The 18586-nt window shown below is 59.5% G+C and carries 12 protein-coding genes; 7 read left to right on the forward strand and 5 right to left on the reverse strand.

Going from position 1 to position 18586, the window contains the following annotated elements; translation table 11 throughout:
- Positions 1-218 precede the first annotated feature (218 nt).
- Genes DES53_RS00005 through DES53_RS00015 form a run of 3 tightly spaced genes read right to left on the reverse strand, consistent with a single transcriptional unit; the run spans position 219 to position 2729 of the window.
- Complete coding sequence (locus tag DES53_RS00005) at positions 219-953, reverse strand: DedA family protein (protein ID WP_113956159.1); 735 nt, start codon at positions 951-953, stop codon at positions 219-221.
- 55 nt (positions 954-1008) lie between these two features.
- Positions 1009-1629: an HAD family hydrolase gene (locus DES53_RS00010; protein ID WP_147263097.1), complete on the reverse strand. Its 621-nt coding sequence runs from the start codon at positions 1627-1629 to the stop codon at positions 1009-1011.
- On the reverse strand, positions 1626-2729 hold the full coding sequence (locus DES53_RS00015; protein ID WP_113956161.1) for an MGDG synthase family glycosyltransferase: 1104 nt from the start codon (positions 2727-2729) through the stop codon (positions 1626-1628). Before DES53_RS00015 ends, DES53_RS00010 begins: the two co-directional genes overlap by 4 nt.
- A gap of 150 nt (positions 2730-2879) precedes the next feature.
- Here DES53_RS00015 and DES53_RS00020 point away from each other — a divergent pair, with 150 nt between their 5' ends.
- The 7 genes from DES53_RS00020 to DES53_RS00050 all read left to right on the forward strand — a co-directional run bounded on the left by DES53_RS00020 (position 2880) and on the right by DES53_RS00050 (position 15859).
- Positions 2880-3776, forward strand: a complete 897-nt coding sequence (locus tag DES53_RS00020) for a TIGR01777 family oxidoreductase (RefSeq protein WP_113956162.1) — start codon at positions 2880-2882, stop codon at positions 3774-3776.
- A 244-nt stretch (positions 3777-4020) separates the two neighbouring features.
- Entirely contained in the window at positions 4021-4899 is an 879-nt protein-coding gene (locus tag DES53_RS00025; protein ID WP_113956163.1) for an HAD family hydrolase, read from the forward strand.
- A 204-nt stretch (positions 4900-5103) separates the two neighbouring features.
- The gene (locus DES53_RS00030) at positions 5104-11169 is read left to right on the forward strand and encodes a beta strand repeat-containing protein (RefSeq protein WP_113956164.1); all 6066 of its coding nucleotides are present in this window, start codon (positions 5104-5106) and stop codon (positions 11167-11169) included.
- A gap of 129 nt (positions 11170-11298) precedes the next feature.
- A complete protein-coding gene (gene mpl, locus DES53_RS00035; RefSeq protein WP_113956165.1) occupies positions 11299-12681 on the forward strand; it encodes a UDP-N-acetylmuramate:L-alanyl-gamma-D-glutamyl-meso-diaminopimelate ligase in 1383 nt (460 codons plus the stop codon).
- Positions 12682-12747: 66 nt separating this feature from the next.
- Complete coding sequence (locus tag DES53_RS00040) at positions 12748-13518, forward strand: M14 family metallopeptidase (RefSeq protein WP_113956166.1); 771 nt, start codon at positions 12748-12750, stop codon at positions 13516-13518.
- An 82-nt stretch (positions 13519-13600) separates the two neighbouring features.
- A complete protein-coding gene (locus tag DES53_RS00045) occupies positions 13601-14518 on the forward strand; it encodes a serine aminopeptidase domain-containing protein (RefSeq protein WP_170156745.1) in 918 nt (305 codons plus the stop codon).
- 249 nt (positions 14519-14767) lie between these two features.
- Complete coding sequence (locus DES53_RS00050; protein ID WP_113956168.1) at positions 14768-15859, forward strand: IS630 family transposase; 1092 nt, start codon at positions 14768-14770, stop codon at positions 15857-15859.
- Positions 15860-15986: 127 nt separating this feature from the next.
- Here DES53_RS00050 and DES53_RS00055 read toward each other — a convergent pair whose 3' ends face one another.
- The gene (locus tag DES53_RS00055) at positions 15987-16679 is read right to left on the reverse strand and encodes a response regulator (protein WP_113956169.1); all 693 of its coding nucleotides are present in this window, start codon (positions 16677-16679) and stop codon (positions 15987-15989) included.
- A complete protein-coding gene (locus tag DES53_RS00060) occupies positions 16676-18430 on the reverse strand; it encodes a PAS domain-containing sensor histidine kinase (RefSeq protein WP_113956170.1) in 1755 nt (584 codons plus the stop codon). Before DES53_RS00060 ends, DES53_RS00055 begins: the two co-directional genes overlap by 4 nt.
- Between the last annotated feature and the right edge of the window lie 156 nt (positions 18431-18586).

Below are 18586 nucleotides of genomic sequence, written 5' to 3' on the forward strand. Positions count from 1 at the left end.
CGGCCTGACACTGCCTTCCTTCGTTGAGCTTGGCTTCTCATAGCGATGACAAGCGTAACTTCGCCTGCCTTGCTTTTGAAGCACGTCACACTCCAAGACGTAAAGCGCAGAGCTGAGCCGATGTGGATGATTACTGCTCCCTGGGGAGGTCGATTGCGATGTGACAGGCTTCTGGAGAAGCCTTCTACGTTCTCAACCGCCCGTGCTCTTCTGCGCCCTCAGTTCGACGTCGGCTCCACCTTCACATCCGTCACGGAGGGAAGGCCGGCGCCCTTGTCCGTGGCAGGCTTCTTGGCGGCATGAGCAGACTCTTTGCGTGCCTTCCACCATTCAAACACAATCGGCAGGATGGACACCACGATGATGAGGATGATCGTCGCTTCGAAGTTCTTTTTGATGATGGGAATGTTCCCCAAAAAGAAGCCCGCGAGCGTGAGGCTCACCACCCACACAATCGCACCCATGATGTTGAAATAGGCAAAGGAGGCATACCGCATGCGGCCGATGCCAGCCACGAAGGGAGCGAACGTACGCACGATGGGCACGAAGCGCGCGAGCACGATGGCCTTGCCACCATGCTTTTCATAGAAAGCCTGTGCCTTCAGCAGGTAGTCCTTACGAAGGAAGAGGCCGTTGTCCTTGGTGAACACCGCCGGGCCCATGCGCCGGCCAATGGCGTAGTTCACCGCATCGCCCAGGATGCCCGCCACGCACATGAGGGGAATCACATACCAGAGGTTCAGTTCATTGCCGATGGCTTCATTCGCAGCTACGGCGCCCACGGCGAAAAGGAGGGAGTCACCGGGCAGGAAAGGAGTCACGACCAGGCCGGTCTCGCAGAAAATGATGAGGAACAGCAGACCATAGATCCACACGCCATGCTGACGGATGAAGTCCGGCAGGCTCTCATCGAGATGCATGACGAAGTGGAGGAAGTCCTTGATCATTTCCATAGGCGGGGCGGACTCTACACCCTGAGGGAGGGTGGGAAACTGAAAATTGCGTCGCTCAAACCCTCTGGCTGAAGGCCGTCAGGACGGGCTCAAACTCCTCGTGCCGGTCCGGGTGGTACTGGTGGCACTGAAAGCCCAATTTCCTGCCCGTCTGGATGTTGTCCGGCAGGTCATCGATGTAGAGCGTGCGCTCTGGCTCCAGGCCGAAGGTCTTGATGGCCTCCTGAAAGATGGGTTCGTGAGGCTTCATGCACCGGGCCTCATGGGAATAGATGCCCCCTGCAAAAAGCCCGAACACGTCGAATTTCTCAAACAGCCATGTCTTGTGCAGGCCGCTGGTGTTGGAGAGCAGGTAGAGCGGTACCTGTCCTGTGAGCTGCTTCACCCGCGCGATCATCGGCTCATTCGCCGTGAAGATGTCGCCCCAGATTTCCACGAACTCCGCACGCGTCCCGCGGAATCCAATGCGCTTCACGCTTTGTGCGATGAAGTCGTCATCCGCAATGCGTCCGCTCTCCAGGGCATCCTTGAAGGGAGCGAGCAGAGCCAGCACCTCCTGACTGGTTGCGTCACTCTGCGCGGCGAATTTCTGGGCGGCGTGCGTGAAGTCGAAACGTACCAGCACGTTACCGATGTCGAAGAGCAGGGCCTGCGGCATGTCGTTGCTAAAATTCAAGCGGGTCGGGAATGGTCCAGCACCACATGCGCGATGCGCATGGCCGCGTCCGGCATGCTGTGGGCGAGCATGTTCGCTTTCATGCGGCGGGCTTCGGCGCGGTTGTGCTCCAGCATCTTCGCCGCTTCACGGCCTGTCTCCTCGGGAGTGCGCGTGGTCACCCCGCAGCCGTGGCTGGTGAGCAGTTCCGCATTTCCCTCCTCCTGACCAGGTACTACATAGTCGATGATGGCCGGGCAGGTGGCCGCGAGTGATTCATGCAGGATGGCACCCCCTGCCTTGCAAATCACGAAGTCATGCGTCTGCAGCAGCTTGGGAATCTGGTTCGTCCATCCCATGACTTCGATGTCCGCCTTTGGCAGGGAATCAGTGAAGCTGCGTACCACGTGGTGCAGGCGCGAGGCATGCTTGCCCACCGGCAGCGTCAGCCTCACTCCGGCAGCGACGAGCGGTCGCAGGGATTCGAGCGTTCTGGCGACGTGAGCTACTCCGGTGGAGGGCAGGTACAGCATGCGCCCGTGGGCGGAAATGCACTCTTCCGGCTTCGGTGGTGTCAGGAAATCCAGGCTGACTGGAAAACCGGTGATGTGAACCTTCTCCGGTTCCGCGCCCAGTTTCACTGCACTGTCCTTGGAGGCCTCATCAGCCACGCAGTAGCCATCACTGGGGGCGATCAGCCACAGGGGATGGATGCTGATGGAGTCCGTGACCACCGTGTACACCGGCGGCACACGGTGCCCCATGGTCTTGATCTGCCCCAGCAGCTTCGAGTAAATGGGGTAGGTGCAGACGATGGCACGCGGCTGGTGCTTCTTCAGCAGTTCCCCGATGGCATTGCGCAGTCCGGCGGTGATGTCCGGTTTGCTGTCAAATTTCATCCCGCCACTGTTCCGGTAGAACCACGCCCATGCCTTTGGAGCACGTGTGATCAGCATCTGGTAGTTCTGCTTCATCAGGGGCGCGAAGACTGGATGCGCCTCATCAAAGACATCCACCACCAGGTGTTCTTCCTGGGGAGCGAGACGTTCCAGCGCGTTGCGCACATTGCGCGCCGCCGTGTTGTGTCCGTCGCCGAAGCCTGCCGTGAGTAGAAGTATCACCGTGAGTAAGGGAAATAGCCGTGCCGCAGAAGAGTGCGAAGGAAAAATGACAAATTAGACACGGCTCCCCAGTCCCTCCCTAAATCGGGATGAATCTTGTCATGAATCGGTTTTGGCTTGTGTCTTCCCGGTCAGAATCTTGAATCAGGCATGGTCATCGGCATCACGGGAGCATCGGGATTCATTGGCAAGGCGCTGGCCCTCGCGGCGAAGGAGCGCGGGCACAAGGTCGTGGCCTTCACCAGAAAGAAGAACGGTGGCCTGCCCAATTTCGATGAGACCCGCGTGATTGTACCCACGGGGGATAAACCCGCGCTCGACCCCTCCGGTCTCGATGCCCTTGTGCACCTCGCCGGCGAGAGCGTGTACGGCTACTGGACTACCGCGAAAAAGCAGCGCATCCGTGACAGCCGTGTGGACCTCACCCGCCGCGTGGTGGATGCGCTCCAGGCTTGCAAAGAGGACGGCCCCAAGGTCTTCCTCTGCGCCAGTGGCACCGGAGCCTATGGTGACCGGGGCGATGAAATCCTCACCGAGTCTTCCAAGCGCGGCTGGGGATTTCTCGCGGATGTCTGTGCGGAATGGGAACGTGAAGCTGCCCGTGCGGCCACCTTTGGCACGCGTGTCGTGTATCTGCGCACTGGCATGGTGCTGGGGCAGGGTGGAGGTGCATGGCCAGTCCTGCGCCGTGTCTTCAGCCTGCGCTTGGGTTCCCGGCTGGGTGATGGCCGGCAGTGGGTGCCCTGGATTCACCTTGATGATGAGGTGGGCCTCATCCTCGAGGCCATCGAAAACCTTGGCTACAGCGGCCCGGTGAACCTCGCAGCGCCCAATCCGGTGACGAATGCGGAGATGACCCGTACCATCGCGAACCTGCTGAATACCTCCACCTTCATCCCCGTGCCCGGATTCGCCTTGAAGCTGGTGATGGGAGAGTTCGGCAGCGTGGCGCTGGAGAGTGCCCGGGCGAAGCCTGAGGTAGCCTTGAAGAATGGCTACGAGTTCAAGTACACCGACCTCGAGCACGCTCTCGCCATGTGCGTCTGAGGAAGTAGTCCGCAGAGCCTCGGCGGCCGCGCGTCTCGTGAGCATACTGCCGGGAGAAGGCAGAGGCGTTGATAAAACGGACCATCCAGGTGCTGTCGTATTCTGGGTATTGCGAATGCGATACCAGCACTCACCCACCGCCGAGGCTCGGCGGACTACTTTCTTCAGGTTGCCCGCATGCACATTTTCGTGTTCGATGGAGCCGTCATCCGCCTGACCCACCCGTCAGCTTCCTTTCTCCCGCATGTCCGCCGCCCAGACCACCATTGGCCTCGTCTATGATTTCGATCAGACGCTCAGCCCCGGCTACATGACGGATGACGTCGTTTTCCCGAATTACGGCATCAGCGTCGAGCAGTTCTGGAAGCGTAGCCAGGCACTCGTGGACAAAGAGGGCTACGACAATGAGCTCGCCTACCTGAAGACCATGCTGGACCTGCTCACGCCGGACCGGCCTACCAATGCTGAGCTGCGTGCACTGGGTCCGAAGCTGCGCCTCTACCCCGGTCTCCCTGAGATGTTCACCGAGCTGGAGGCCCTGCTTGGTCCCGACCATCGGGCTCTGGGCGTGCGCCTGGAGCATTACATCATCAGCTCAGGACTTCGCGAATTACTGGAGGGCAGTGTGCTCCGTCCGCATGTGAAGGCCGTGTTCGGTTGTGAGTTCGCGCAGGATCGCGAGGGCCGCATCAGCTTCCCGAAGCGCGTCATCGGCCATACCACGAAGACGCAATTCCTCTTCCGCATCAACAAGGGCATGCTGGAGCCGCATGAGGATGTGAATGATCACATGCCCTCAGACATGCGCCCCATCCCCTTCCAGCACATGATCTATCTGGGAGATGGCCCCACGGATGTGCCGTGCTTCACCCTCATGCGCCGGTACGGTGGCAATGCCATCGCTGTCTACAGCCCGGGAGACAATACCCGGAAGAGCTTCCGCAAATGCTGGCAGCTCAGCGCGCACGCGGATCGCGTGAAACACATCGCGCCTGCTGATTACCGCGCCGGGAGCCATCTGCGCCTCATGCTGGAGGAAATGATCTCCGAAATCGCCGATGGCATCGTGCGCCGGAAACGTGCGGAGGTAGACAGCTCCATGGTGAGTGCGCCGGGGTTTTAGAGCCCTGAGAGCATGCGACCCGTGCATTCAGCAACGCAGCGCCGGCTTTGTTGCAAAATGCGGTCATTCTGAAGCTAAAGCATGCCTCATGAGTTCCTCTTGCAGTGACAATCAACTTGCGAGAATCCCCCCTTCATATCATCCTGAAGGCTGGGCGTAGCTGGCGTAAGCCGCACGCTTAATCCCCCTTCCTTACAACCCCCAATGCCAAGCCTTCGCAAGCTGGGCGGCTTCATGTCGCTCGCAGGATCTTTGTTGTTTTCCATAACCAGCGTTTCCACGCTGACGGCGCAGACAAATACCTATACCGGCGCTACAAGCGCTTGGAGTGTGGGTACCAATTGGAGCTTGGGCGAGCCAACGGCAGCGCATGATGTGGTGCTTCCAGGCGTTGTTCCTGCAAGTGGAGGAACGATCACGCTTGCTGCGGGAGAGCTGGCGAACAGCCTTTCGTTTCTGAATTCTTACACGCTCACGGGCGGGAACCTCACGCTCACCACAGGAAATATCAGCGTGGATCCCACTTTCACTGGGACCATCAGTTCCGTACTGCAGGGTTCCGTGGGGCTTGCCAAGGATGGAAATGGGATCCTCGTGCTTGGGGGTGCGAATACCTTCACCGGTACGGTGAATATCAATGCCGGTACTCTCTCCATTTCAAACAACAACAACCTTGGGGCCGCCAGCAACGGCATCAATTTCACGGGAAGTGGCACCCTTGATGTCACTGCCGCAGTGACTGCCGGTCGTGCCATGTTCATCGACGCCGGCATTGTGGGCACGATGAATATCACCACGGGCGTTGTCTTCCGCATTGATGGGGTGGTCAGCGGAGGGGGCACTCTTTCGAAGAATACTTCCGGGACCCTCGTACTGGGCAATGCGGCGAACACCCTGAGCGTCATTACCAGTGCCGGTGGGAACCTCCTTCTCGAAAGCAGTGGATCGCTGGGTGATGCCTCCACCACGGTCAACATCAACGGCGGCACGATTGGTGCGGATGACAGTGGTATCAATACCTACACGGTAGGGACCTTGAACATCGGCGGGAATGTCCAGTTCGGGATCACGGCCTCAGGATTCACGGGGTCTCAGATCTTCAGCGGCACGGCGGTGGACTTGGGTGGAGCGGCCCGCACCCTGACCACCGACGAGGACGTGGTTTTCACCGGCATCGTGTCCAATGGCAGCATCGTGAAGGCGGGTGATGACTTCCTGCAGTTCAATAACAACCAAAACAGTTTCAACGGCCTGACTTTCAGCAACAACTCGTCTGTCTACCTCGGTGGCGATGATGTGCTTGGTTCAGGCATCATCACTTGGGCGGTGAGTGACGGACGTCTTCGGTCCAATGATGGCACGGCACGCATCCTGACGAACAACCTGGTTCTCAATGCCAATGCGATCTTCGGCGCAGCAAGCACCGGCAACCTGACGATTGGAAAGGTTGGTGGCACGGTGGACTTTGGGACAGGCACGCGCACCATCAACGTGGACTCGGTCACCACCACCTTCCTCAGCGCGGTGGTCAATGGCACGGGCATGAGCAAATCCGGCTCTGGCACGGCCGTGTTCCTTGCGAGCAATACCATCACGGGTAACGTCTCGATTGGTACGGGCAACATCACGGTGCGTGGTTCCACGGGCAAGCTGTCCACTGGTACGGGAGTTGTCACCGTGGGTGACAATAACGGCAATGATGAAAGCCTCACCATTGGTGATGCCGGAGACTCGCTGAGCGGCACGGTGGATCGTCTGTCGGATGGCACCACCCTCCGCTTCAATGGCAGCACTTCTGCCACGTTCAATGGTCCGGGGAATTCCATCACGGAAGTCATCGACGTACTCGATTTCGCCGCCGGCGTGGGCATCCTCACACTCAACCCTGCCGTGGGTGGTGAAATTCAGCTGAATGTCAACAATGCGACCGCCTCGCTCACCCGGTCCAACAACAACGCGATGGGCGTGATTCGTGGCACGGGACTCGGCCAGACAGGAGCGAACAGTACGCGTGTGATCTTCGCGGTCGCTCCGACCATGCTCGGCTTGGGAGGTACGGGAGCCAACACGAGCATCATCCCGTACTTGATTGGCGGTGACAGCACGACTGATGCTCCGGACACCTTCCTGACCTACGACGCTGTGAATGGAGTCAAGCCCCTGGCGGACTCGGACTACAGTGCCACGGTGACGGGCAGCCATGGCCAGAACGTCAGCGTGGGCGCCCTTGCAGAAACCATCACCGGAGATGCGTCCATCAACGCCCTGCGGTTGACGGCTGGAGGCTCGATTGCCATGAATGCTGGAGCCGATGTGGTGCTTCGTAGTGGCGCGCTCTTGTCGACGACGACCACGACCATCAGCGGACCTGGCACCCTGACCCTGGGTGAGTCTCTGGTGAATGGCACAGGACAGGGACGTCAGGGGGTGATTTTCGCCTCTGCAAATGCGACACCCATTCTCCTCACCATCAATGCCAACGTTGGTACTGCGGGTGGTTTGATCGTGGGAGACGCTGGGAGCACGGGCCACACCATCGTGCTGGGTGGAGACAACAAGATCATTGGCGGCATTGTCCTGAACGGTGGTACCCTCCGGGCAGGCAGCGCAGGAGCGCTGAATGACAACTACTTCAACGACCTGGTTCTGCGTGCCGGCAACAGCACCACGGGTGGAGCGCTTTCGACAACCCTTCAGGTGTTCGGCAACAACATCTCCGTCATCTTTGGGGGCAACGATCGTCTTCAGGGAAGCACCCGTATCCAGAACGGAGCTGCGACCGCCGGTACCATCACCATCCTGGCCAATGTGGGCAACAGCGATGGCAATGACGGGGTGCTCGAAAATGGAAGCGGTGGCGGGGTGCTGAACGTGGCGAAGCGTGGCGCCTTCCGCGTGCAACTGGAGTCGAACAATTCCTACACCGGCAGTACCGAGATATTCTCGGGCGAGCTTCGCGTGACGGGCTCTGGAGGGCGACTCAGTGGCACCACTTCGCTCAACATCCGTGGCGGCGGTAGCTTCTATACTTATAAGCAAAGCGACCAGAACGTGGATCGCGTCAACGATGGCGCTGCGGTGAACATGCACCAAGGCAGCTTCCTGGTGGACCAGAATCAAAGCGCATTCAACCTGGCAGAGACCTTGGGGGCGCTGAACATCCTCAACGGGGATAACACCATCCAGGTGGAAGCCTCTGTAGCGGCACAAACTTCGACGCTGACGTTTGCTTCGCTCAATGTTTCCTCGGGGGCCGTTGTGAACTTTACCAACGCTGCCCTGGCTGGTGACATCGGCATTGGTGAGGCGGACGACAACCGTGTGATCTTCACTGCGGACCCGGCGGTCACACTGGGCGGGATTATGGGTGGTAACGTCTACCACACGAAGAACTTCAACACCGGTACCACGCAGGACGTGGTGAACTTTGCCGGCTACGACATCGACACGGACGGCACCGGCACCGCCGATGTGGAGACAGGCGTGTATGCCTTTGCCGCCTATAATACAGGCGAGGAAAACACGTGGACCAGCACCACGGTGGCCAACCCAACTGCGGATGTGACGCTCACGGCAAGCCGGACCATCGAGGCCATTCGTCTCGGCGGTGGCATTGATATCACCATGAGCGCAGGACAGGTGCTCAACCTCACGACCGGTGGCCTGATCCACAATGGCACTGACAGCTCGATCTCCGGAGGCACACTCACGGCGGGTGGCTCTGCCGATGGCGAACTTTTCATCCGTACCGAGGACAACCTGAACACCACCACTCTCACGATTTCATCGGTCATTGCGGACAATGGAAGCGGCTCTGTGTCCCTTACAAAGACGGGTCCGGATAATCTGGTGCTCTCCGGGGCGAATACCTATACTGGACGTACCACCCTTTCCGGCGGCACAGTGAGCTTCACCGCGGACAGCGCATTCGGAACGGCTCCCACTTCCGCCACCGCCGGTCACCTGAGGTTGTACGGAGTGACGCTGGCGCAAACGGCCGACACAGGAACCATCACGATCGACGGAAACCGTGGGCTGGAGCTTGGAGGCACCACGAACATCATCAGTACTGCTGCGGGTTCAAACCTGGTGTACAACACCATGGGCATCACCAGCAATGGTGACGCCAGCCTCACACTTCAGGGCGACATTGACATGGCCATCGGTGGCAACACCACGATTGGTGGCAGTTTCACCATTCAGGACGGCGGTTCGGTCATTTCTCTGGGCGGCACGACCAATTCGATTGGCGGCAGCCTTATCGTAGGTCAGGCGCAGGGCACAACCACGTTCAACTATGGAGTGGCGGGAGGTACTCTGATCGTGGGAGCGAACAGCCCGAACACGTCGGTGCTTGAAGTGGGCACCCGCACCTCCGGCACGCTTAACACAAGCACTGGCATCCTGAACCTTGCAGGGTCCGATACCTTCATCGCCAATGTGGATCGTGTGCGCATTGGTGTGCTGACAGTGGATATCTTTCCAGACGCCGGTACCCGGGGTGTGGTGACATTTGGTACCAACGCGCATATCACGGCGGGTACTGAAGTGATCATGAGCGACAGCCAGAATGACGGGCTTCAGGGAACGCCCAGTACCATGACCTTCGGCAACGGTACGAGCAGCCTGACTTCACGGACCATCACCGTCGGTGCGCGCAAGGGGAATGCGACGATCTCCATCGCTGCAGGTGGCACCTTGAACCTGGGTGGCTTTGGAGAGCGCATGCTGGATCTCTTTATCGCGCGTCAACTCGCCACACAGACCGGCGTCACGAACAGCGGCACGCTGGACTTCTCCCAGGGCACTTTAATCGCCAGCATTGACGAGTTCGTCATCGCCGACAAATCCGGCCCCACCAGTGTGGCCGGCAGTGGTGGGGCGGGTGGTGCCACAGGTACAGTCACCTTGGGCAACAGCGCTCATAACGTGGTCGCCAATTCGCTTACCATGGCCCGCATCACGCAGGCTGCCTCGGGGGCTTTGGCTCAAGCAACGTATAACCAGGGTGGCGGCTCGACCATCATCCTGGGCAACATCCTCCTTGGTTCGCATGACGATGCGGCCAATGGCGCTGCCCGCGGCACGCTGAATATCACGGGTGGAGTCTTCACTGTGGGTGGGAACATTTTCAAGGCCGGCGCCGCCCGCAGTTCTGCCGTCATCATTGTGAATGGAGGCACACTCGACTTGCAGAACCAGGCTCATGGAGACACCACAGCGGGCACCTTCACTGGCAGCCAGCTGATCTTCCGCGCGGGCTCGATTGTCGATGGGGCATCTGTCACTCTCGATGGTGTGCGTGTGACTACCGCCACGGACGTGGGCAGCCATGAGGACGCGTTGATCCTGCGAGATGTGACGCTGGATGTGGATGTCTTCCTCACCAATGCCACCGCAGGCCTGGGGGGCATTCTCTATGAAGCCAATGGAAACGGCGCTGGCGGTATCATCAACGGGGATGTCGATTTGGGTACCGTGAGCCGTGACATCAATGTTGGAAACAGCACGGGAGCCAACGCAGACCTTACGATGGCCGGTCGCATCACCAACAGCGGCTCCATCAACAAGCAAGGCACCGGTACCTTGGTGCTCTCGAACGGAACCAACAACTACCAGGGCACCACCACCGTGAGCGCGGGGGTCCTGCAGGTGGGCCTCGCAGGTGTGGGCACCACGGGCACCGGGACCACGACCGTCACCACCACGGGCACTCTGGCGGGCACCGGCACAGTCACTGGTTCGGCGGCAACGCATGTGATTCAGGGTACGCTGCGTCCGGGTGACTTGAGCGGGGCTGGCATCGGCAATCTGAAGTTCGAAGGCAACCTCACGTTGGAAAGCACGGCGACCTCCTTCTTCCAGCTCGGCAGCCCAACGACCCCGGGCACTACCTACGACCGTATCACCGGCCTGAGCGCCAATGACACGATCATCGTGGACGGCACCATCAGTGCCGCAGAACTGAACGACAGCTTCTTTGGCGGCTACACGGGAGGAGCAGGGGATACCTGGCAGCTTCTCATGGACTGGACGACGATCAACCTCGCCGGCTTCAACGTGGGTACCAACCTGCGCACAGGCGCGGATGGCGTGAATGAGGGGGACCTGGACTTGCCGACCTTGAGTGCAGGCCTGTTCTGGGATGTCAGCAACTTCGGCAACAATGGGACGGTCAGCATTGTGCCGGAACCCGGGCGTGCGCTCCTGCTGCTGCTGGGTGTCGCTGGTCTGCTGATGCGCCGCCGTCGGCCCGGCCGACTGGCCTGAGGCCCCGACCCCCAAGAATCCATGTAAGCGGGCACTTGCACTGGCTGGCAGGTGCACTTAGGGAGTCGCGCGCCCGCCTGCCTGTGCGGCGTGCATTCCCCTGATTCTGTTTTTTCCAGTCGCTCTTTGATGTTCCAAGCCAAGCATTTTCATTTCCTCGGCATCTGTGGCACCGCCATGGGCTCCACGGCTGCCGCGCTACGCAAACAAGGCCACAAGATCACCGGCTCCGACAATGCGGTGTATCCTCCCATGTCCACCATGCTTGAGCAGTGTGGCATCGAGCTGATGAGTGGGTACAAGCCTGAGAATCTTCCTGCCGCCGCGGATGAGTATGTGGTGGGCAATGCCATTTCCCGGGGCAATCCGGAGGTGGAGGCGCTGCTGGAGCGCAAGCTTCCCTACACCTCCATGGCCGAGCTGCTCCGCCGTGAGGTGATGCAGGGCAAGCGCAACTTTGTAGTCACCGGCACGCACGGGAAGACCACCACCACCTCCATCCTCGCGTGGCTTCTGGAGGCGAATGGAAAAAATCCCGGCTACCTCATCGGTGGCGTGCCTGCGAATTTCGAAGTGGGCGCGCGATTCACGGATTCCGAGTACTTCGTCATCGAAGGGGACGAATACGACACCGCCTTCTTCGACAAGCGTTCCAAGTTCCTGCACTACCTTCCGGAGGCGGTGATTGTGAACAACATCGAGTTCGATCACGCGGACATCTTCAATACGCTGGATGACATCCTGCTCTCCTTCTCCCGTCTGCTGCGCATCGTGCCGCGCAACGGGAAGGTGTTTGTGAACGGCGACGAAGCGACCTGCCGCAGTCTCATCAAGGATTGCCCCGCGCCGATTGCCACCGTGGGCACGGGAGAGGGAAATGACATCAAGCTGCGCGTGACTGCCGGCACTCCTGAGTACACCGACTTTGAATTGAATGGTGTGCCCTTCCGCCTGCCGATGGTGGGTGAATTTAATGCACGCAATGCTGCCATGGCCGTGTGCGTGGCGAGTTTTGCAGGACTCACGGATGAAGAGATTCGCTCGGCACTCCTGACGTTCGGCGGCATCAAGAGACGCCAGACGGAGCGTGGCAAGGTGCGTGGCATCACCATCATCGATGACTTCGGGCACCATCCCACGGCCATTCGCGAGACGCTGCGTGGCCTGCGCCAGCGTTACACCGGCGCGCGTCTCTGGGCGCTTTTTGAGCCACGGTCGAATACCAGCCGTCGCAATGCCCTGCAACCTGACCTTATCGAGGCGCTCAAGGAAGCGGACGGCAGCATCGTCGCTGCGGTGAACCAGCCTGAGAAAGTTCCCCCGGGTCAGCTTCTGGATGTGGACGCCGTGGTCGCCGCCGTCTGTGCCGCAGGCCGGCAGGCCTACCACGAGCCAAACGTGGACGCCATCATCGCGCGCCTGAAGCCGCTCGCCCAAGAGGGAGATGTGGTCATCGTCTTCTCCAATGGTGGCTTCGATGGCATTCACCAGAAGCTGCTGGACAGACTGTAACCCGCGTATTGAGAGTCCATGGAACGCTGGCAGACGAACTAAAAGCACGCGCCTTCCGTATCCTCCATGGCCTCCTCCAATCCCTACGACCATCGCTCTCACGACTACCGCCTTCTGGTGAAGCGATGGAAGGCTTTCTGCAAAGACGCGAAGCTGAAGCTGCAGCCCTTTGCGTGCTCGGCGGAGGAGCACATCTACTTCATCGAAACCGCGCGTGAGCTCGCGGCGCAGGGTGAGCCGTGGATTTACATCTCCGCCGGGGTGCATGGCGATGAGTCAGCGCCACCGTGGGGACTGCTGGAGTGGGCAGAGGCACATGTGGACCTGCTGCGCAGGCATCCCTTCCTCATCTTTCCGGTGCTGAACCCCACCGGACTCATCCTGAACACGCGGGCGGACTATGCGGGCATGGACCTCAACCGGAACTTCAACCACCCCTCCGAGCCAGTCGTCGCCTCCTGGCGCAAGGTCATCAAGGGCCGGAAGCTTGCCATCGGACTCTGCCTGCATGAGGACTACGATGGACAGGGATGCTATCTCTACGAACTCAACGGCAGCAAACACATTCTGGGAGAGCGCATCCTCGCGGACACCTCCGTGTTGATCCCCAAAGACTGCCGGAAGCGTATTGATGGTCGGGCGGCCAAGGCCGGGCTCATCCGGCGAAAGGTGATACCGGAAATGACTGGCCAGCCTGAGGCGATTGTGTTGCACTTACACGGTGCCCCAATCACCCTCACGTTTGAGTCCCCCTCCGAGTTCTGCATCGTGGAGCGCATCGCGGTGCAGAAGCGGTTCATCGAATCCTCCCTGAAGCATGCGCTTGGTCTCACGTAGGACAGCCGATGTCGCCCACTGCTTCCCGCGTCTCCTTGCGGCGCTGACCCTCGCCGCGTGCATGGCCCTGTGCAGTTGTGCCATGGCCACTTCGAAAAAAACTGTGAAACCCTCTCTCGGAAAGGACACCTGGCAGAGCTACGACGGCAAGGTCATGCCGTGGAGTGACAAACCCGTCCAGGGGCAGAAGAAGCCCAAGGCCGTGGTCATTACCGTGCATGGTCTCAGCGGGGCCGCCATGGACTTCTGGATGCTGGAGGACGAGTGGCCGCGTCGCAACGTGGCTGTGTGTGGCATGCAATTGCGCGGCCAGGGGAATGACCCGGTGAAGCGCGACCGGGGAAATGTCTCCAGCGCGAAGGTGTGGCAAAAGGACCTCGTGACCTTCCACCAACTGGTGAGGGAGCGGTATCCCGGAGTGCCCGTGTTCTGGTACTCGGAAAGTCTGGGCACGCTCATCGCCCTGCACGCCATCACCAGCCAGATGCCGGATTCAAGCCAGTGGCCCGCTGGCATTGTGATGTCCTCGCCTGCTGCTGGTCTGCGGCTGCGGCCCAAGGGGCTGCGAGCCACCATGCTGAATACCGCCATTGCCACCATGCCGTTCATCCGCGTGAATCTGGAGAGACTCGGCGGTGTCAATGACAAGGACATTCGCGTGACGCACGACACCACGCATGGCGCGCAGATGGCCATCACCTCGCACTACGTGTCCCACTTCAGCCTGCGGCTTCTGGGGGAAGTCGATCTCATGATGCGCACCGTGCCCGCTGCCGCACCCCAGGTGCAGGTGCCCGTGCTCATGCTTGCCAGTCCGAATGACGTGATCGCGAGTGAAGAGCAGATTCGCGCCTTCTTCGAGATTCTTGGCAGCCATGACAAGACCATCCACTGGTATCTAGAGTCCTACCATCTGCTCCTGCACGACACACAGCGCCAACAGGTGCTGAAGGACGCGACAGAGTGGGTGGAGAGCCGGGCGGGGAGCGCGAGACCTTAGGGCGGTTTAAACAAAATCGTGGCCTTCGATCAGGGGTGACTTGCCGCACCGCGACCAGCAGTCGCAGCCGCAGCAGTACCAAGACTTACTGCCGTGGCGGATGGTTCAGGCCGTGGTTGTGGCTGCGAGCGCTGGTCGCGGTTGGGGTGGCGCGCCCCAAGACGAAAATGGCTACACTGTAACTTAAACCGCTCTAGTGTCCTGTCAGATTAGTGTTTTGAATAAGTGGCGATGGGCGTATGTTCTGGCATGGCTAGAACGGGACGTCCTGTCATCCACATCGTACTTTCGGACAGCGAGAGAGATTTTCTTGAGCTTCTTTGCCGCAAGCGGAGTGCCCCTATCACCGAGGTCAAACGTGCCAAGTCCATTTTGCTGATGGCCGAAGGGCTTGCCAACAAGGCCATCGCACGGCGTGTTGGGTTTTGTCCTGCGACTGTGGGCACCTTGCGCTCACGCTTTGACCAGGTGCGCTTGGAAGGTATCAGTGATCTGCCGCGCAGTGGACCTCCGCGCAAGATTGGGGATGATAAAGTCGAGGCGTTGATTGCAAAAACGCTCCACACCAAACCCAAGGGGGCCACGCATTGGAGCACTCGTAAGATGGCAGGCAAGATGGGCATTTCCCATGACAGTGTCTCACGCATCTGGAGAGCTTTTGGACTCAAACCCCACCGGGCCGATTCCTTCCAGATTTCCACCGATCCCCACTACGTTGACAAAGTCCGGGATGTGGTCGGGCTCTACATGAGCCCTCCGGAAAACGCTCTGGTGCTCTGTGTTGATGAGAAGAGCCAGATTCAAGCTCTTGAACGTTCCCAGCCTGTGTTGCCCATGCGCCCAGGCAAACCCGAAGGGCACACCCCGGAGTATTACCGCCATGGTACCACGTCGCTATTCGCTGCACTGGATGTAAAGAGCGGCAAGGTGATTGCAAAATGCTACCCAAGACACCGGGCCAAAGAGTTTATGGCCTTCCTTATCAACATCGAAAATCATGTCGCCGCAGAGGTCTGCGCAGGCAAGGAGGTGCACCTGATTTTGGATAACTACGCAACCCACAAATCGGCCAGTGTCATGAAGTGGCTCATCAAACGACCGCATTGGCATCTTCACTTCACGCCTACGCACGCGTCCTGGCTCAACCAAGTCGAACGCTTCTTCGCCCTGATTACCAACGAAGCGATTCGACGCGGCAACTTCCTCAGTGTGCAAAAGCTCGTTGCCGCCATCCAAAGCTACCTGGATGAACACAATGCCCAGCCTAAGCCCTTTGTTTGGACGGCAGGGGCAGACAGAATCCTCGAAAACACGGCCAACTTCTGTAAGTCAATAGTCTGACAGGACACTAGTATTTGGTAAGTAGTAGGCAGTGAGTAGTTCTGACTGTCGTCCGCACGGGCAGACCTTCTACTTACTAACTACTACTTACTTCCTGCTACGTGCCGGATGCAGGAGTTGGGCGGCCTCACATCGGCACGCCGAGCTTCTGATTCTCCACCCAGCGCACGGCGTAGCGGACCACGGCGGCACCGTTTTCCAGCTTCAGGCGGTCGCGGATGTGGGCGCGGTGCACTTCCACGGTCTTCGGGCTGATGTTCAGTGCTTCGGCGATGCCTTCGGTGCTCTTGCCTTCACCGAGGAGTTGGAAGACTTCGAATTCGCGGTCGCTCAGGCCTTGCACGCCATCGGCGGAGCGCCCGGAGGATTTGCCGGAGAAGGCGTCCATCACGTACTCACTCATCGCGGGGCTCAGGTAGCGGCCGCCATTGAGCACGGTGCGCATGGCGTGCAGCAGGGTGGCGCCGTCCGCATCCTTCATCACATAGCCACGGGCACCGGCCTTGAGCACGCGCTGGGCGTAGAAGCCCTCGTCATGCATGGAGATCACGAGGATGGCCAGGTCAGGGTAGAGCGTGAGCGCGTCCTTGATGAGTTCTAAACCGTTGCGGCCGGGCATCGAGATATCCACGGCCAGCAGATCCGGCTTGTCCTTCTCCAGCGCACGGAGGGCGTCCTGGGTATTGGAAGCGGTGCTGCAACACACGAGGTCAGGCTGGCTGTCAACGAGTTGCTGCAGGCCTTCGCGCAGCATGGTGTGGTCATCCACCATGGCGATTCGGCGTTTCTGGGTTGTCTGGTTGGCGTCTGTGGTGCTCATGGCGTGGAGGGAGTGTCAGGGTTGCAACTGGAGTGGGGAGCGATGCAGGTGGCCACAGTGCCGTCAACACCATCGCTGCGGGGCTGGATCTGGATCATGGCGCCGATCGCTGCCGCCCTGTACTTCTGAATTTTAAGGCCCATCCCCTGATTATTAGGGCCTGGCCCCTGAAAAGATTTCCCATCGTTGGTCACTTCGATGCGGACGAATTCTGCGTTCATCTCAAGCCGGACCTCAATGCTGGTCGGATTTCCGTGTCGCACGGCATTGTTCAAAAACTCCTGGCTGATACGATAAAGATGCACGGCTGCACTCGGGCTTTCCACCATCACTGAATTCGGACAATAAAAGAAGCACGGAATATCATAAAGCGATTCTGTGGCTTTGACCAGCTTGTTCATGCCCACCATAAATCCTTCCCCAATCAGGTCCACGGGGGAAAGGCCTCGGGCAATTCCCCGACAGAGCTTGGTGGATTCACTCATCAAAAAACAGATTTCCGAGGCTTGCGCGGCCAGCGGCGACTCATTGTTCTTCAAGTGGTTGGCAATGAACTCAGACTTGAACTTGATGGCGGCGAGCCGCTGACAGAGGTCATCGTGAATGTCGTTCCCGATGCGGCGGCGCTCGCGTTCGCTGATGTTCAGAATCTCCTGCTCCAGCTCTTTGCGCTCCGTCACATCCCGTGAAAGGCCAGCCATTTTGGTGAGCCCACCGCGTTCATCTCGAACGGGAAACATACGAAGCTCTACCCAGCGGATTTTGCCATCGGCCCGCCGGATGCGGAACTCGCACTGCACCTCCGGCGCACCCTCCAGCAGGGGATCGGAGACATGCCACAGGGTATCGTGGTACTCTTCAAGTACGGAGCGCTTCCATGCCTCATACGAGTCCCGCATGAGTTCCGCCGGGTCCCTGCCAAAGAGCCGGGCGTAAGCCGGACTCACGTAGACCACCTTCTTGTCCGGCGTCGTGAGGAAAAACACGTCCTCGATGTTGTCTGCAATCTGGTCGAGGCGATTGCCGCTTTCCTTGAGCACACGGAAGATTTCCGAGAACTCGTCTGTCTTGCTGTTGAAGGCAGGTTTTGCTCCGACCGCCTGGAGCAGGGTGGTGTCATCAGTCTGAAACAGGTGGTTCATGCGGCTCCGCAGGAATCGACTCAAGAGCCACCACAGGATGCCACAGCCCACCACCTGCACCGCGCCGGTAAGCAGGGCGTGCTCGAACACCAGGTCCCGTTCATGCTTGAGGGACGCAGTCAGATCGTGCTGCACGATAGCGGCGCGATGGTGGCCCTCTTCGTTCCCGGCAGGCACGGGCTGCACCGCCCACACATGGGAGCCATCCCCGTTGGAGTGGTGGGGATTCCCATCTTGCAGGGCTTTCTCCATCAAGGCAATCGCGCCATCTGGAAGCACCTGGCGATAGGGCTTGTTTGTCCATTCAGGATTGGTGCTGCAGACCAGGGAGCCATTCTCGTCAACGAACACCGCCCAGCGAACGGCTTTGAAGCTGTTCGCGATTCGGCGGTTCATCTCCTGATGATCAGGAAGTTTCAGAACAGAGGCGTCCGCCAGTACGGAGGCCACGGCGGAGGCGTCGTGCATGACGCGCTCCTCGGCCTCTGCCAGCTCACTTTGAAGGTGCAGCCATGTACTGATGCCCGTCCATAGAAGACCAAACGCCAGAACGATGAGCGGGATGGCGTGGCGGAGAGGGAGTGGAGAGCGAAGCAGGGGGAGCTTCATGGAACGGATAACACCACATCCCCCCCAATACGCAAGCAGGGATTTTCGCAATCGAAGCAGGGAATTCCAGTGCGACGGTGAGCGGTGCGATGGTAGGACGGTGCGACTGTGCCACGGTGAAAAAGTCGCGCAGGGAGAGGTGCCACTGAGCGTCCT

It is taken from the genome of Roseimicrobium gellanilyticum, from assembly GCF_003315205.1.
GTDB lineage: Bacteria > Verrucomicrobiota > Verrucomicrobiia > Verrucomicrobiales > Verrucomicrobiaceae > Roseimicrobium > Roseimicrobium gellanilyticum.

What these genes read in the sequence shown, in the direction of transcription:
- DES53_RS00005 (WP_113956159.1), bottom strand. Translation starts at nt 953, where the DNA reads ATGGAAATGATCAAGGACTTCCTCCACTTCGTCATGCATCTCGATGAG.
- DES53_RS00020 (WP_113956162.1), top strand. Translation starts at nt 2,880, where the DNA reads ATGGTCATCGGCATCACGGGAGCATCGGGATTCATTGGCAAGGCGCTG.
- DES53_RS00025 (WP_113956163.1), top strand. Translation starts at nt 4,021, where the DNA reads ATGTCCGCCGCCCAGACCACCATTGGCCTCGTCTATGATTTCGATCAG.
- DES53_RS00030 (WP_113956164.1), top strand. Translation starts at nt 5,104, where the DNA reads ATGCCAAGCCTTCGCAAGCTGGGCGGCTTCATGTCGCTCGCAGGATCT.
- mpl (WP_113956165.1), top strand. Translation starts at nt 11,299, where the DNA reads ATGTTCCAAGCCAAGCATTTTCATTTCCTCGGCATCTGTGGCACCGCC.
- DES53_RS00040 (WP_113956166.1), top strand. Translation starts at nt 12,748, where the DNA reads ATGGCCTCCTCCAATCCCTACGACCATCGCTCTCACGACTACCGCCTT.
- DES53_RS00045 (WP_170156745.1), top strand. Translation starts at nt 13,601, where the DNA reads ATGGCCACTTCGAAAAAAACTGTGAAACCCTCTCTCGGAAAGGACACC.
- DES53_RS00050 (WP_113956168.1), top strand. Translation starts at nt 14,768, where the DNA reads ATGGCTAGAACGGGACGTCCTGTCATCCACATCGTACTTTCGGACAGC.
- DES53_RS00055 (WP_113956169.1), bottom strand. Translation starts at nt 16,679, where the DNA reads ATGAGCACCACAGACGCCAACCAGACAACCCAGAAACGCCGAATCGCC.
- DES53_RS00060 (WP_113956170.1), bottom strand. Translation starts at nt 18,430, where the DNA reads ATGAAGCTCCCCCTGCTTCGCTCTCCACTCCCTCTCCGCCACGCCATC.